We start from the raw sequence: 15221 nt of genomic DNA on the forward strand, positions 1-15221 counted from the left end.
TGATGGTCATGGTGTGCTCCGTTCTGTTCCGGGCTAGCTGTAACGATTCGCCAGGTATCGAACCGTCATATAACGGCAACATGATGACGTTGCCATCGGTATTGCCCGGCTCAGGGCAAAGGCGGCAGGCCGGGCAGTGCGAACGGCAGCTGCGGCAGCGGGAGGTGGACCGCCGGCAGCAGGCTCGGCGCCGGCGCCGGGATGTGGGGGTTGGGTACGTTCCAGGCGGCCGGGCTCTGAGTGCCGCCGCCGTGGTCCGCCCGATCCCAATCCGCCGGCTGGTCGTAGCTGCCGTTGTCGCTGTGTGAATCGCGGTCGGGGAACTGGTTGCCGCCACTGTTGAGGTGGTCCTCGTACCCGTCGTAGTTCTGCCGGTTGTGATCGACGTAGCCGTACTGGCCGTTGTCGTCCCAGCCGAAATCCCCGTTGCCGTTCCAGCCGTCGCTATCGCCGAAGCTGTCGCCGGAATCGTGGGAATCGCTGATCTGAGACGCCTGGCCGGGGTCGGCGAGGGCGGAGCCGGCGGTGACGGCCAGCGGTGTGAGGGCGATGACCGCGACCGCGGCGATTCGCGCGGCGAGGCGGCGGGTGCGCTGTGCGGGGTTCGTGTTCATCGGCGGGTCCTCACTCGGTCGCGCCCCGGTGCGGGATCCGGGGCGGTCACACTCACTGGAGTGCTTTATCGGAACATCACTCACCGTACCGCTAAATAACGGCACGTTCAATAGATAGCCGTCAAGTGGGGTGAGCGGCCTCACTGCGGAGTGGCGTGAACTGTGGATGCCGCCGCTATTGTGTGTACGTATATGTCTACGTATAGTTGGTTCATGCCGAACAAGACCATCTACGTCGCCGACGACGATCTGCCACTGTTCCAGCGCGCGCAGGAGTTGGTCGGCGGCAATCTGTCCGGCGCGGTGGTCACCGCGCTCAAACGCTTCATCGAATTGGAGGAGGGCAAGGTCGAGGGGTACGAGGAGATCGTGCTCCGGGTCGGCCACAACGGTGTCCGGCAGGTGCGCTTCCAGGGCGCCCTGCTCGGTGAACACCGGGACGTGGGCGATGAGCGCATGGAACACATCCGGGTGTTTCGGGGTCGCAAGGGGAAATACGCGCTGCACGAGCAGTATTCGAATTGGTCGGACTATCCCGAATCGGCGAACTGGCTGCGCGACCTGAAGAATTGGCGCCGCATGCTCGGTATCGAGCACGACTGGGGCGACTATGTTTTCACGGTTGTGGACACTCTGGAGGAATTGCGGGACAAGATTCCCGACCAGCTCTACCGGCGCATCTCGGGAGTCGCCGACCGTCCACCTGTGGAAGAACTCGATATCTGATCCGCTGCGGCCGCACACGGCCGTGACCGCGTACTGAAAACACCGCACCGCGACCAGGGGAGCGGTGTCGATAAAACATGCTCATATTCGCATCAAATTATTGATATTCGAAAGGATAACCATGAACAACGGACGCAGCCCGGCCATCCGCGCGGCCGGTCTCCGCAAGTCCTATGGGGACAAGGTGGTGCTCAACGGTGTCGATATCACCGTCGCCGAGGGCACCATCTACTCCTTGCTCGGTCCCAACGGCGCCGGCAAGACCACTACCGTGCAGATCCTGAGCACCCTGATCGCCGCCGACGACGGTGATATCCACGTCGGCGGACACGACCCGGCCACCGAGCCGGACGCCGTGCGCTCGGCGATCGGTGTCACCGGGCAATTCGCCGCGGTGGACGAACTGCTCACCGGGCGGGAAAACCTCCAGCTCATGGCGGATCTGCACCATATTCCGCGCAAGCGCGGCCGGGTACTCGCCCAGGAACTGCTGGAACGCTTCGATCTGCTGGAGGCGGGCGACAAATCCGCCGGCACCTACTCCGGGGGCATGACCCGCCGCCTGGACCTGGCCATGACCCTGGTCGGTGATCCGCGCATCATCTTCCTGGACGAGCCCACCACCGGTCTCGACCCGCGCAGCCGCCGCACCATGTGGGAGATCATCGACGGCCTGGTCCAGGACTACGGGGTCACCGTCTTCCTCACCACCCAGTACCTGGAGGAAGCCGACCAGCTGGCCGACCGGATCGCCGTACTCGACCACGGCCGGATCGTGGCCGAGGGCACCTCGGCCGAATTGAAACGGCTGGTCCCCGGCGGACATATCCGGGTGCAGTTCGGTGACGCCGCCGGGCTCCGCGCCGCGGCATCCGTTTTCGGTACCACCGCACGGACCCTCGATGAGGAACTGATCCTCGCCGTGCCCGGCGACGGCGGTCTCGGCTCGTTGCGCTCGGTACTCGACCGCATCGACGCCAATCACCTTCGCGCCGAGGGCCTGTCCGTGCACACTCCCAACCTGGACGACGTCTTCCTCACCCTCACCGGAACCCCCACCGCAGACAAGGAACCCGTGCGATGACCACTCTCACCCACGCGCCGCGTACGGCCGCACCGCTGGCCGATTCCTGGACCATGCTGCGGCGCAACCTCTTACAGGCGCGGCGTTATCCGAGCATGACGATCTCGGTCACGATCATGCCGATCGTCCTGCTGGCGATATTCAACTATGTCTTCGGCGGTGCGCTCGAGGGCGGTCTCGGCTCCGGTCCCGACGGCGGCAGCGTCGACTACATCGACTACCTGGCCCCCGGAATGCTCCTGCTGCTGCCGGCCTATCTGACCGCCTCGGTGGCGGTATCGGTGTGCACTGACGTCACCAAGGGCATCGTCAACCGGTTCCGGACCATGGCGATCTCACAGTCCTCGCTGCTCACCGGCCATGTGCTGGGCGTCCAGGTGCAGGCGTTGCTCGCCCTGGCCGCGATGCTGGGGGCATCGCTGCTGATGGGATTCCGCCCGTCGGCGACGCCGCTGGAATGGGTCCTCGCGATCGGCTTCCTGCTGCTGATCGTCTTCGCGCTGACCTGGCTGTCGGTGGCGTTCGGACTGATCGCCCCGAACCCGGAGAGCGCCAGCAATCTGCCGTTCCCGATCATGATGCTGCCGTTCCTCGGCTCCGGTCTGGTGCCCACCGACACCATGCCGACGGTGATGCGCTGGTTCGCCGAATACCAGCCGTTCACCCCGTTCACCGAGACTATACGGGGCCTGCTGATGGGCACCGCCATCGGAAACAACGCGCTGATCTCGCTGGGCTGGTGCCTGGTGATCGGCCTGGGCGGTTTCCTCTGGTCGACCACGGTGTTCCGCCGCCGGGGCCGCTGACACACCCGCCTGTGCCTGTCCCCGCCGGTCCGCCGGCGGGGATCTCGGCGCGCTAGTTGCGTTCGACCTCGATCGGATGGGTGGCCAGCAGCGACAGCGGCAGCGGCTGCCGTCGCAGCACCTCGGCCCACATATCGGTGCGGCGGCCGGCGATCGGGTCGCTGGGCAGAGCGGACACCACGATCCAGTCGTCGTTGGCCAGTTCACTGTCCAATTGGCCGAAGGTCCAGCCCGCGTACCCGGCGAAGATGCGGACACCCTCGACCAGCGGGCCGATCCGGTCCGGTTCGGCGTCCAGATCGACCAGCACCACCCGGCCGTCCACCCGGCGCAACCCCGGCGCCCCGTCGATGGACGCGCCCACCCGCAGCGTCCCCAGGCACAGCGCAGCGTCCCGTTTGACGGGCCCGCCCACGAACAGGGTGTGCGGCCGGGCCGACAGTTCGGCCCACTGCGGGAGCACATCGTGCACCGGGGTGTCGCTGGGCCGGTTCAGCACCACCCCGAGCGTTCCGGCGTCGTTGTGCTCGATGATGTAGACCACCGTGCGGCGGAACGTGGGCTCGGCCAGGTCGGTCGAGGAAACGAGCAGGGTCCCGGCCCGTACCGTCTGCTCACCCTGCCGGTTACCGCGACGACCAGGTTCGGGCTCATGCCCGTCACCGCGGCCGCCCCGGGTCTTGCGATCATCGGGGTCATCTGCCTGCGCCACCTGGCCATCATCGCAGTTATTGCCCGACTGTGCCGCTCTGATCAACTGTTCACTTCGCGCGAAGTCCGCCCGGCCGCCGTTTCCGCGCCATCTGGACATACCGCGACAGCCTCGTAGAGTCAGCGTATGCGTCCCCCCGAGGTGCTCCTGGACAACAGCGACGAAGTGTATGCCTTCTACCGCGAACACCGGCAGAACCGCCTGCAGGCGATGGGTGCCTACGCCCTGCTCGGGCGGCGCTACCGGCCACGGATCGGCTACGCGGCCGGGGCGCGCGAGGCGATCGGTGCCCTCATCCGCTCCCGGACCCCGCTGCTGATCGCGGTGAACCATCTGTCGCGGCTGGACCCCTACACCCTCGCGGCCGCTGCCTGGCGCAGTGAACTACGGCCCATCATCGGCCGCACCCGGGTGCTGGCCAAGGACGAGCTGTTCGAGCAGGCCAAATTGCGCCGCCGCATCGACATGATGGGTGGTATCCCGGTGTTCCGCGGGAGAGACCACGGACTGCGCGCGGTGAACGCGGCCGGGCAGCGGATGATGGATATCTGTGCCGAACGCCTGGCCGGTGGCGACAGCCTGGCGATCTTCCCGGAGGGGACCTGCAACGTTGTCGATCCGGCGCGGGTGCAGGCGGTCGGCACGGGTATCGGGCATATCGCCTTCCGAACGGCCAGGTCGGGGGTCCGGCCGGCGCTGCTCTGCCTGGGCCTGAGCTACGGTCCTCGCCCCGACCCTGCGGTGGAGCCGACCAAGGAGGAGGCGAAATACGCGAGCTTCCATTTCACGGCGCCGCGCACCGAACTCCCGGCCCGGCCCGCGGAGATCGCCCGGCTGGTCCGCGACGATCTCCAGCGGGCACTCGACGGGGCGATAGCCGCATACTGAGAGCGCCCGCGGCACCGGGCGGGTTCGTTCCAGAAGGAGGATCGCTCCGGCTGTGCGGCCGGCCCGCGGTGGTCACGGGCTCGGTGTGGCACCAGCGACAAGGATGGTTTCCGCAGCGCTGGACTGTCGCTTCTCGGTATAGCTACCGCGGCCCTACTGCGGTAGACCGAGGCGATCGCGGGCCCAGTGCGGCACCAGCGACAGGTACTGCGGTGTGGTCTCGATGAAATGCTGGACGGCCCGGCACATGGGCAACACGCCGAGCCCTTCGGCGCGGGTGGCGTCCAAGGCGGCCCCGACGAGGGTCCGGGCGTAACCCCGGCCGTCGAATCGCGAGTCGACCTCGGTGTGCACGAATGCGCGCTCGCCGACGGTGTCCTGATATTCGGTATATCCCGCGACCTCGCCCTCGATCGTGATTTCGAAGCGTTCCAGTGCGGTGTTGTTGCGGACCTCCGTCGGCATGGCTCGACGTTACTCGTTCGGCGGGCGATTTTCGCATCGATATGCGCGGCGGTTCAGTCCATTTCGATGATCGCCCGCCCGACGATCTCACCGCGGGCCAGTGCGCCGTAGGCCTCATCGGCCCGATCCAGCGAGTAGCGGCGGGTGATGACCTCCTGCGGCCGGACCGTGTTCGCCGCGACCATCCGCAGCAGCGCGGGCATATCGGTGCGCGCCTTCGCGCCGTAGGAGCCGCGGATCTGCAATTTGCGGCGTACCAGCCGGGCCAGATCCACCGCGCCGGTGGCACCGGCGGGCGCGATTCCCACCACCACCGCCCTGCCCCCGTCGTCGAGTACGTCCAGGGCCGTCGTGAACGTCGCGGCGCTACCCAGCGCCTCGAACGCCACATCCACTCCGTGCCCGCCGGTCAGCTCCCGGACCCGGGCCGCGGCGTCCTCGGTGCGGGAGTTGACCGTATGGGTGGCGCCGAGTTTCGTGACCGCGGCCAGTTTGTCGTCGCTGATATCGATCGCGATGATCTGGGCGACCCCGCTCGCCGCCGCGAACTGCACGATCGATGAGCCCACGCCGCCGGCCGCGACCACCGCGATCCGGTCGCCGAGCCCGAGCTCGGCGGTGTGCACGGCACCGAGCGCGGTGAACGAACTGCAACCCAGGATCGATACGGCCTCGAGTCCGATATCCGCGGGTACTGCGAAGACATCGGAGGCGGGCACCACGCAGTATTCGGCGAGCCCGCCCATCGAGTACATGGCCAGCGGAGTTCCGTCGGCACGGGCGAGGCGCGTCGTGCCGTCGTACAGAGTGCCGCCCAGCCGGTTGTACGCGAAGAATTTTTCGCACAGGTCCTCGGCGCCGCGGACACAATGGCGGCAGTCGCCACAGGGCATGATGAAGCTGCAGACCACGTTGTCGCCGACCGCGACCGTTTCCACGCCTTCGCCGAGTTGTTCGACCACGCCGGATACTTCGTGGCCGAGGACCGCGGGCGCGGGAAATTTCACCTCGGAGCGCAGGACGTGCAGGTCGGTGTGGCAGACCCCGCAGGCGGAGACCCGCAACAGGACCTCGCCGCGCCGGGGGACCGGCACCGGGATGTCCTCGATCACCAATCGGGGTTCGGCTCCGTGAAAAACTGCGGCCCGCACGCCACTCTCCTCGTCGTTCGTTCCGGCACATGCGCCCGATGTCGCGTGTGGGAACAGCCGGGCCTGACCACCGTCTCAGAAAAACGTGCTGCCGGGAGCCGGTTCGGCCGTGCGGCCGGGAATTGCCGCCCGAACCATCGCGCTTATGCGGTCCGGCATGGGGTCACACCTGCGTATTCGAGTAAAGGAGAGCACTGCTCTTGACATAGGCGCCGGAAGGTGCGATTGTTGTTCACAACAGAGAGCACTGCTCACAAAGGAGAAGATGATGTCCACCGCGACCCGCTACCTCGCCCCCACCGGTTTCGATCCGATCTTCAACCGGCTCGCCAACCTGCTGCCCAAACTCGGGATCAGCGTCGCCGGTTCGCGGTTGCTGGCGGTGCGCGGCCGCAAGTCCGGGGAGTGGCGGACCACCATGGTCAACCTCATGACCGCCGCCGACGGGCAGCGTTACCTCGTGGCGCCGCGCGGCCACACGCAGTGGGTGCGCAATCTGCGGGTGGCCGGTACCGGCGAGCTGCGGCTCGGTCGGCGGACCGAGGTCTTCACCGCCGTCGAGGTCGCCGACGCGGACAAGGTGCCGCTGCTGCGGCTCTACCTCGAGCGGTGGGGCTGGGAAGTCGGCCGCTTCTTCGAGGGCATCACCAAGGACTCCACCGATGCCGAACTCGCCGGAATCGCCCCGGGCTTCCCGGTTTTCCGGATCGAGAGCGCGAAGTGAGGCGCGGCCCGGGGGCCGGGCGTCAGATCCGGCGGGTCAGCAGGAATTCGATCGCCGCGGCGTAACCGTGGATGCCCATCCCGGCGACGACCGCGTCGGCGATGGGGGAGACGTAGGAATGCCGGCGGAACTCCTCGCGTGCGTGCACATTGCTGATGTGCACCTCGACGATCGGCACTTCCGGAACGACCAGCGCATCGCGCAGTGCCACCGAGGTATGGGTCAGGCCGCCGGGATTTATCACGATCGCCGACACCGTGCCGCGCGCCTCGTGGATCCGGTCGATGAGCGCGCCCTCGGAGTTCGACTGGAAATGGGCGATCTCCCGCCCGTGCGCCGCCGCGGCCCGACGACACAATTCGATTACATCGTCGAGGGTTTCCGAGCCGTATATCTCGGGTTGCCGAGTGCCGAGCATATTCAGATTGGGCCCGTTGAGGACCAGAATCGGGGTGCTCGAGGTTTGCGGGACGGCGGCATCGGACATGACAGCAACCCTACCGACACCTCACGCGCGGGCGGATGATTCTGGGCTACCGTAACGGGGTATCTCTTCGATGAATGCGGACTCGCGGGGTAACGGCGCACCGCTTCTGATCGATCGGTAGCGTAGCGTCGCCGGGTGGTCTCGGGCGCCCCGATAATTGATCATGGTCTGCTGTGCGACGAGTTGGGCTCGGCCGCAACCGCACACGGTGGGACAGGGTATGGTTTCGGGTTTGCGATCACTCGCAAGCAGGCATTTTTCAGGTACGGTGGTCTTGTTACCGGTGTGACAAGAGTGAAGAGTGGGCGACATGGACGTGAGGGGATCCCGCCGCTTTCGCTTCCGGGGCGCAATAGCCCTTGTGGGGGTGGCGGCTCTGGCAGTTGCGATGGGATCGTGTGGGTCCGGTACCGAGGCGGCCGGGCCCGAAGCGGTCGTCGACCAATTCACCGAACGGCTGGACGAGCACGACTACGCCGGCGCAGCGGAGTTGACCTCCTACCCCTCCGCGGCTTCGGCGACCCTTCAGCAAATGTTCGAGGGGCTCGAATCGGGCACCGTCGACTACGAGAAGGCGCAATTCATCGGACTCGATGCCGAATCCGGCATCTTCAGCCTCGACGTCGGGTGGAACTTCGGCGAGCAGAAGAACTGGTCCTACGGGCTGGAGGGCACCGTACGCAAACTCGCGAACGGCTGGCGGATCTCCTGGGACCCGGCCGTGGTCATGCCCGAGCTCAGCCAGAACCGCACCGTGCAGTTGGTGCGCACCACGCCGGACCCGCCGCCGAAGGTCGTCGACAATATCGGTAAACCGTTGATGACCCAGCAGATAATCAATGTCGTGGAGCTCGACCCGGCGCGGATGCCCGACCCGGTCGCCTCCACCGACGCGCTGGCCCGTGCCATCGAACCGGTGGCGCCCCTGATCACCGGCGCCTCACTCCGTGACGACCTGGCCGCCGCCGGTGGAAAGCCGATTACGGCGGTCAGCCTGCGCGAGGGCGATTTCGCGATCCTGGAACCGCGGATGGCGCCGATTCCGGGCGTGGTGATGAAACAGGAGCCGCGGCTCATCGTCTCCGATCGCCGGATCTTCTCGCCGATGCTCGATGCCATGAAGAAGGTCTGGGAGCAGAGCCAGGACCAGCATTCCGGCTGGGGTGTGCAACTGTTCGAGAACGGTCGCTTCGTCAAACAGCTGGCGGGCAGCCAGGGTCCGGCCGGTCCCGATATCGCGGGCACCATGGACCAGCGGTTGCAGCGCGCTGCCGAGGACGCCGTGGTCAGCGTGGGTTCACCCGCCTCCATCGTGGTCACCCAGCCCTCCACCGGAGCCGTGGTCGCGGCGGCACAGAACAACTACTCGAGCGCGCAGGGCCCCGTCGCGTTCACTGGGCTGTACCCCGTGGGCGGTGCCATCGAATTGTTCAGGAAGGCGGCCGGGGCGGCCAAGGGCAAAGCGCCCGAGGACGTCACCGACCAGGAGGTGATCGAGGCGGCCGCCATGCTCGGCGTCGGCGTGGACTTCCGGGTCCCGGGGCTCGAGGAAGTGACCGGGCGCCCGGCCGGGGCGGGCGGAGCCGAGCCGGTTCGCCAGGGCGGTGGAACGGATGCGCTGCTGGTCAGCCCGTTCGGTATGGCGATCGCGGCCGCGGCCATCACCAACGGCGCGACCCGCCCGCCGATGCTCGAACGGGGCCGGCCCGGCGAAACCGACGCACCCATGGGCCCGCTGCCGGGCCCCGTCGCCGCGGCCCTGCGCGCGGCGATGCGCGACGGGATGAACGCACCGCAGATGGCAAGGCTGCGCGGATTCCGTGACGTCGCGGGTTTCTCGGCGCAGGCCGGCGACGACGGCTGGCTGATCGCGAGCATGGGTGATCTGGCGTTCGCCATCCATATCGCCGATGTCGACAGCGGCGATATGGTCGTCCGTATGGGCGAGCGGATGCTGCAGGCGCTGGCGAAGCCGGACGAATGAGCGGCAGCCGGGTGATCACCTGATCGCCGCGACGGCCCCTCGCCAGCCCAGCAGGAAGAAGGCCAGTACCAGCGCCGCCACCACGATGAAACTGAAGGCGGTGCCCTGACCGGCGACCACCCGCAGCAGCATGCCGATCACCAGGGTGCACGACCAGATCACCACACCGGCGGGCCACAGGCGCGACCCGTCGAACGGGTCGGTACCGGCCCGGACGCGCTCCAGCAGTACCGCCGCGACCCAGCCCACGGCCAGTCCGGCCACGAACGGCCACGCCGTATGTAGCAGACCGGTGAGCACGGCCTCCTCGTGACTGCGCCGGCCGATGGCACAGAACAGCACCACCAGGACGAAGTCGGCACCGATCGCAGCGACCCATTTCACTCCGAGCAGCTTAGAGCGTGTGTCGAAGTAGCGGGTGGGGTGGCACCACTGTGTGGTGCCACCCCACCCGCTGTTCACCGGAAGACGCTGTCCGGGACAACGGCAAGCCGTAATGCCCGGGCGTTCGGGTCATCGTGCGTCGGCCGATGTCCGGCTGATGCTTTCCCATACTTCCGCACGTCGTTGCGCGAGCAGCCGCAAGCCCTTGTCGGCGGTGGACTTCACTTGGTCTGGAGTGGCGTTCTCGGGGCCGAGCAGGGCGGTTACGGCGGCGGCGAGCACCGACTCGGGGTCGACGGTGCGGGACCGAGGCGAGCGGTCGGCCGCGGTCGCGAGGAACCCGGTGGTGAGTGCCTGTAGGGCGAATGCCTGGTCGGCCAGCGGCCAGTCGGTACGCGCCATGCCGTCGGCCCGCCAGAAGGGCAGGACATCGTGCATCATGGCGTCGGGTCCGAGGGTGTCGAACAGCCTCGTGATCCGCCGATCGGCCGCCAGCGCGCCGAGCAGTTTATCGTCGCGGGCCATCAACGCGTTCGCGTACGGGTGCATGGCCGCGACGCGCAGCAAGAACGGGCACAGCCGGGAGGGGCGAGCCAGGTCGGGGTCGGCGATCACCGCGGCGGTGATCTCCTCGGCCATCGCGAGGAAATCCCGGCCGACCACGCTCATCAGCAGGTCCTCCTTGGAGTCCCAATACAGGTAGACGGTGCCCTTGCCGACGTGGGCCTTCCGGGCTACGTCGGCGATCGTCATCCCCTTGCTGCCGGTCCCGAGCAGCAGATCTTCCGCGGCAGCGAGAATACGCGCGGCCTTGGGCGAGCTGTGCTCGGGAAGTTCAGGCAACGGTAGTCCTCTCGTGCGGGCCGGTCGGCGGAAGATCGCGCAGTACTTTTCCGACAATATCGGCGTTCTTGAATTCGATGATGTCGGCAGTGTCGATCACCCGGTCGGCGAACCGTTTACCGAGTTTCGTCCGCGACAACAGCGGCAGTGCGCGGCGCACCATGATCTGGAAACGGTTGTCCATCACGAAAATCCGGCGCTGATCGATGGCCTTGTCCTGGTAATGCTCGAGATAGGGGCGCAGCACGCGCTCCCATTCGCCGAGTGCGGCCTCGATATCGTCGGGGTGCCGTTCCAGCATGGTGCCGAGCAGGTCCGCACCCGCGAAACCGGCGGAAACACCCATCCCGGCGTACAAGGTCACGCACCACGCGGCGTCGCCGATCAGCACCACCCGGCCGCTGTACCAGCTGTCCATGCGCACCTGCTCCACGGAATCGAACAGCACGGTGTCGGCGGACTCGAGTGCGGCGACGGCCTCGCCGAGAACACCGCCCAGCGGTGCCGGGCCGAAGGCGGCGCGGACGCGGTCGGCGGGTGACCGGGTGAATTCGGCGTCGACGTCGTCGGTCCGATAGGTCAGCAGAATGGTGGGATCGTGGTCGGCGAATGGGAACACCCACATCGAGCGGCCGGGTTCGAACAAAGTGGCGCCCTGCTGTGGCGCGAGACCGGCGGGCGTGCCCGGGAACGCGAATGCGGCGATCATGTAATTCAGTCGCTTCAGGTACCGGGAGTGCGGACCGAACACCAGGGTGCGCACTGTGGAACGCAAACCGTCCGCGCCGACGACCAGGTCGAACCGCTCGGTGGCCGATGTGTCGGCCTCGGTGTTGTGCAGGGTCACCGTGACGCCGGCCCCGTCCTGTTCGATCGCGGTCGGCACGGTCGAGAAGCGGACCTCCACATCGTCGGGAAGTGCCGAGTAGGCGGCCTTTTCGGCGTCACCGCGCAGCATCATCCACGGCCGGCCGGGCAGTTCGCTGATCGGCACACCGGGACGGACGCGGCCGTCGCGGTCCAGGTCCAGCGCCGGTGTGGCCGTGGTGCGATCGTGCATTTGGTCGAGAATCCCCAGTCGCTGTGCGGCGGCGCGGCCCGCGCCGAACAGCAGTACGAAGTAGCCGCCGGAGCGCCGGACCGGCGAGCGCTCCACGATGACCGGCGTCCACCCGGCCCTGTGCAACCTCGCGGCGGTAGCGAGGCCGCTGACGCCCATTCCGACTACAAGAACTCGTTTTCCATCGAACTCACTCACATTCCCGAGACTAACTGACCCGTTTGTTCATTTGGTCAGTTCGAGGCGTGAGCGCTTCGATACGGGTGAGGAAGCAACGTGTTCAGCGCCTCTTGTGCGAACCCGATTGCCCGCCCGGCCCACTCGGAGCAAAGGGATGGGCCGACGCGCGGCAGAGCAAAGTCGTCGCGCGACCGTAGGTCCACCATGAGGCCGGTTAGTTGTCGCTGTCGTCACTCGGCGGCTCCGCGCCGACTACGGCACAACCCGGCGGGTCCTGGTCACCGTTCATCCGTACACCCGGGCCGCCGACGCGGCAGTGCGCTCACGCGGCCGGCTCCTGACGAGTTGTCGGCGTGTGGACGATATCGAACGGCCGCGGCGCCGCGGCGACGGTGTGCGCCGCCGGCTCAGGCGATGCGCTGGGAGAATTCCTTCTCGTACTCGTCGTCCTCGGCATTGCGGGTGCGGAACAGGAACGCGAAGACGATCCAGCCGATGACGGCGATCAGCACGAAACTCACCAGCCGGTACACGAACGCGGCGGCGACCGCCTGCGCCGCGGGCAGTCCGGCGGCCGCGGTGAGACCGTAGATCAGCGTCGCGTCCACGTAGACGATCCCACCCGGGGCGAACGGGATCGAACCGACGGCCTTACCCGCCGCGAACGCGATCAGCAGTCCCGCCCAGCGGGGATCGCCGCCGATGGCATAGCAGGCAGCGCCCAGGCAGACGATATCGGCGAACCGGTGGATCACCGCCCACCAGGTGACCCACCCGCCGTCCCGGGTGCCCAGTTTCACCGATTCGACCTGGTCGAGCATTTCCCGGATCTTGTCGATACCGGTTTCCGCGGGCCTCTTACGCATCCGGTTCACCAGAAGCAGCGCCCGGCGCAGCACCTTCTCGAGCGTGCCCGGATGCCGTGAGGCGTAATTGTCCGCCCAGACCAGCGCCACCACCGCGGCCACCGAGACGAGCAGGTTCACCGGACCCACCCGGCCGCCCGCGAGCACGGTGCCGAGCACGCCGATCAGGGCCAGGCCCGCCGCGGAGACCACACCGGAGAAGACCAGCTGCCACGAGGCGACCACCGGGCTGGCGCCCCAGCGCCGGGTCTGCCGGTAGGTGAACGCCGTGGAGAACACCTGACCGGCGGGCAGGGTCACCGACATGGCGGTGGCGCCGTAGACCACAGCGACCGAGCGATGCTGGCTCACCTCGACACCGCCGGCACGCAGCAGTTGTTTCTGGACATGGCCGAATCCGGTCATGGACAGCATTTGCGCCGCGATACACAGCGCCACCCAGCCCCAATGGATTTCGGTGAGTTTGCGCCACGATTCGTGTAATCGCGGCCACAGATAAAACGCTTCGCCTATCAGTAGGAGAAGCACGATCGAAACGGCCAGCCATTTGAGCCACCGAATTCTGCGACCGCGATTCCCGGTATGCTCCGGTTCTCCGGCTCCGGGCACAGCAGCGGCGTCCGCTGCATCACCGTTGGCCGTCACGGGCCCAGCCTAATGGACACCCTTCGCCGAAGTCCGCTGCCTGGTCCGATACCGCCGTGAGCGGGTCAGTCCACGGTTTCGCTCGGCCAGGACAATCGCGTCTTACGGCGGCGGCCGCGCAGTTGCACTTCTTCGCCCGCCGTCCAGTGCCGCTGCTCGCTGTCCTCGGCGAAATACAGCGCCGAACCGGAGGCCAGCACCCGGCCCGGATGGTCCTTGGCGAGTTCGGTGAGCCGGGACGCCTCGTTCACCGGATCGCCGATAACGGTGTATTCGAAGCGATTGGCCGCACCTATATTCCCCGCGACCGCCAAGCCCGCGGAAACTCCGATACCGATATCGAGACCGGCGACCGCGCGCAATGCCTCACGTAGATCGCGGGCGGCGGCCAGCGCGGCCGTCGGCGCGTCCGGGCGGTCCAGCGGGGCACCGAAAATCGCGAGGGCGGCGTCGCCGACGAATTTGTTGACGAACCCGTGGTGGCGGTCGATCACATCCACCACGACCCGGAAGAATTCGTTGAGCAGGCTCACCACTTCGGTCGGTGGGTGTTCGGCGGCGGTCGCGGTGGAACCGACCATGTCCACGAACAGGACTGCCACGAAGCGGGTTTCCCCGCCGAGTTCGGTGCCGTAGTCCAGGGCGCGCTGGGCCACCTCGGCGCCCACATGCTGACCGAACAGTTCCTGCAGCCGCTGCCGGGTGGCCGCCTCCTCCATCATGCGGTTGAAACCGACCTGTAGCAGCCCGATCTCACTTCCGTCGAAGACCTCCACCTGCACATCGCGGGCACCGTTCTGCACCTGGTCGATTGCCTGGCTGAGCTGGCGGACCGGGTCGGAGATACTGGACGCGGTGAGCATGGACAGGGCCAGCGCCTGCATGATCACCACCCCGCACAGCAGCAGGATCGATACCGCCAGCGACTGCGCGGAGAATTTCACATCCGAGGAGATCTGGGTGACACACAGCAACACGATGGCGATGGTCGGGGCGAAGGTGCCCATACCCCAGGTCATCGCCATCCGGGTGCCGACGCCGGGAGTCAGGGTGTGGTCGAAACGCCCGGCGGTGAGTGCCTCGGCCGCCACCGGGCGCAGAATACGTTCACCGAGCATGTAGGTGAAGCCGAATACGATGGTCGCGGCCATACATTCGGTGATGATCACGGTGGCGGCCAGGGCCGGGGTCTCGGAGATGATCGCCGCGCCCAGCACCCCGCCGCCGAGGATCCACAGCGCAAGATGCAGAATCGCCTGCCGCAGCGGCGCGTGCAGGGCGGCCATCTGTTCCTGCCGGCTGGGCGGACCACCGCGCACCTGCCAGCGCATCACCGGTCGGAGCATCAGGGCCGAGGCCGCCACACTGAGGAAACCACCGGTGAGAAAGACGACGGCCGGGACCAGTAGTCCGATCTGCCGGGTACCCGGCTCCTCGCCTTCGGGTACCGGCAGTCCGTACTGGATGAACGCCCACACCAATACGGCGCCGAACGCATTCGCGAGCAGCATCGAGGTGAGGTACAAAGGCCAGCGCGTATGCATGGTCTGTTTGACCGCTTCCAATGGCGCTGACACGTGTACCAATCTAGCGCCCGGGGCC

General features: G+C 67.1%; 16 protein-coding genes. 6 read left to right on the forward strand and 10 right to left on the reverse strand.

The features are described from left to right. Positions 1-110: 110 nt before the first annotated feature. Positions 111-614 (reverse strand): hypothetical protein, encoded by a 504-nt coding sequence (locus NS4_RS27085; protein ID WP_063062326.1) that lies wholly within the window; start codon positions 612-614, stop codon positions 111-113. 213 nt (positions 615-827) lie between these two features. On the opposite strand from NS4_RS27085, the gene NS4_RS27090 reads away from it, so the two are divergent. The 3 genes from NS4_RS27090 (at position 828) to NS4_RS27100 (ending at position 3230) form a co-directional block, all read left to right on the forward strand. Further along, positions 828-1340, forward strand: coding sequence for an EXLDI protein (locus NS4_RS27090; protein WP_063062327.1), 513 nt, complete (start codon positions 828-830; stop codon positions 1338-1340). A 121-nt stretch (positions 1341-1461) separates the two neighbouring features. Further along, entirely contained in the window at positions 1462-2424 is a 963-nt protein-coding gene (locus NS4_RS27095; RefSeq protein ID WP_063062328.1) for an ATP-binding cassette domain-containing protein, read from the forward strand. Continuing rightward, on the forward strand, positions 2421-3230 hold the full coding sequence (locus tag NS4_RS27100) for an ABC transporter permease (protein ID WP_063062329.1): 810 nt from the start codon (positions 2421-2423) through the stop codon (positions 3228-3230). The genes NS4_RS27095 and NS4_RS27100 overlap by 4 nt, the downstream gene beginning before the upstream one ends. 52 nt (positions 3231-3282) lie before the next feature. Here NS4_RS27100 and NS4_RS27105 read toward each other — a convergent pair whose 3' ends face one another. Continuing rightward, positions 3283-3942 carry a YqgE/AlgH family protein gene (locus NS4_RS27105; RefSeq protein ID WP_063062330.1) on the reverse strand — a complete coding sequence of 220 codons (660 nt, stop codon included), beginning with the start codon at positions 3940-3942 and terminating at the stop codon, positions 3283-3285. 126 nt (positions 3943-4068) lie between these two features. Between NS4_RS27105 and NS4_RS27110 the strand changes: the two genes are divergently transcribed. After that, the gene (locus NS4_RS27110; protein ID WP_063062331.1) at positions 4069-4830 is read left to right on the forward strand and encodes a lysophospholipid acyltransferase family protein; all 762 of its coding nucleotides are present in this window, start codon (positions 4069-4071) and stop codon (positions 4828-4830) included. A gap of 153 nt (positions 4831-4983) precedes the next feature. On the opposite strand, the gene NS4_RS27115 is transcribed toward NS4_RS27110, so the two are convergent. Both NS4_RS27115 and NS4_RS27120 read right to left on the reverse strand, forming a co-directional pair. Then, a complete protein-coding gene (locus tag NS4_RS27115; RefSeq protein WP_063062332.1) occupies positions 4984-5295 on the reverse strand; it encodes a GNAT family N-acetyltransferase in 312 nt (103 codons plus the stop codon). Between the two features lie 53 nt (positions 5296-5348). Next, on the reverse strand, positions 5349-6446 hold the full coding sequence (locus NS4_RS27120) for a zinc-binding dehydrogenase (protein WP_063062333.1): 1098 nt from the start codon (positions 6444-6446) through the stop codon (positions 5349-5351). 268 nt (positions 6447-6714) lie between these two features. Between NS4_RS27120 and NS4_RS27125 the strand changes: the two genes are divergently transcribed. Continuing rightward, complete coding sequence (locus NS4_RS27125; RefSeq protein ID WP_439955814.1) at positions 6715-7170, forward strand: nitroreductase family deazaflavin-dependent oxidoreductase; 456 nt, start codon at positions 6715-6717, stop codon at positions 7168-7170. Positions 7171-7192: 22 nt separating this feature from the next. On the opposite strand, the gene aroQ is transcribed toward NS4_RS27125, so the two are convergent. Continuing rightward, a complete protein-coding gene (gene aroQ, locus NS4_RS27130; RefSeq protein WP_063062335.1) occupies positions 7193-7657 on the reverse strand; it encodes a type II 3-dehydroquinate dehydratase in 465 nt (154 codons plus the stop codon). A 388-nt stretch (positions 7658-8045) separates the two neighbouring features. Here aroQ and NS4_RS27135 point away from each other — a divergent pair, with 388 nt between their 5' ends. Then, a complete protein-coding gene (locus tag NS4_RS27135; protein ID WP_084487778.1) occupies positions 8046-9641 on the forward strand; it encodes an NTF2-like N-terminal transpeptidase domain-containing protein in 1596 nt (531 codons plus the stop codon). A 15-nt stretch (positions 9642-9656) separates the two neighbouring features. On the opposite strand, the gene NS4_RS27140 is transcribed toward NS4_RS27135, so the two are convergent. The 5 genes from NS4_RS27140 to NS4_RS27160 all read right to left on the reverse strand — a co-directional run bounded on the left by NS4_RS27140 (position 9657) and on the right by NS4_RS27160 (position 15163). After that, positions 9657-10025 carry a DUF3054 domain-containing protein gene (locus tag NS4_RS27140; RefSeq protein WP_063062337.1) on the reverse strand — a complete coding sequence of 123 codons (369 nt, stop codon included), beginning with the start codon at positions 10023-10025 and terminating at the stop codon, positions 9657-9659. A 129-nt stretch (positions 10026-10154) separates the two neighbouring features. Beyond that, complete coding sequence (locus tag NS4_RS27145) at positions 10155-10868, reverse strand: TetR/AcrR family transcriptional regulator (protein ID WP_063062338.1); 714 nt, start codon at positions 10866-10868, stop codon at positions 10155-10157. Next, a complete protein-coding gene (locus NS4_RS27150; protein ID WP_169811822.1) occupies positions 10861-12126 on the reverse strand; it encodes an FAD-dependent monooxygenase in 1266 nt (421 codons plus the stop codon). Before NS4_RS27150 ends, NS4_RS27145 begins: the two co-directional genes overlap by 8 nt. 389 nt (positions 12127-12515) lie before the next feature. Further along, positions 12516-13619 carry a lysylphosphatidylglycerol synthase transmembrane domain-containing protein gene (locus tag NS4_RS27155; RefSeq protein ID WP_063062340.1) on the reverse strand — a complete coding sequence of 368 codons (1104 nt, stop codon included), beginning with the start codon at positions 13617-13619 and terminating at the stop codon, positions 12516-12518. Positions 13620-13684: 65 nt separating this feature from the next. Beyond that, the gene (locus tag NS4_RS27160) at positions 13685-15163 is read right to left on the reverse strand and encodes an adenylate/guanylate cyclase domain-containing protein (RefSeq protein ID WP_063062357.1); all 1479 of its coding nucleotides are present in this window, start codon (positions 15161-15163) and stop codon (positions 13685-13687) included. Positions 15164-15221 lie beyond the last annotated feature (58 nt).

The organism is Nocardia sienata NBRC 100364, from assembly GCF_001613205.1.
Lineage (GTDB): Bacteria > Actinomycetota > Actinomycetes > Mycobacteriales > Mycobacteriaceae > Nocardia > Nocardia sienata.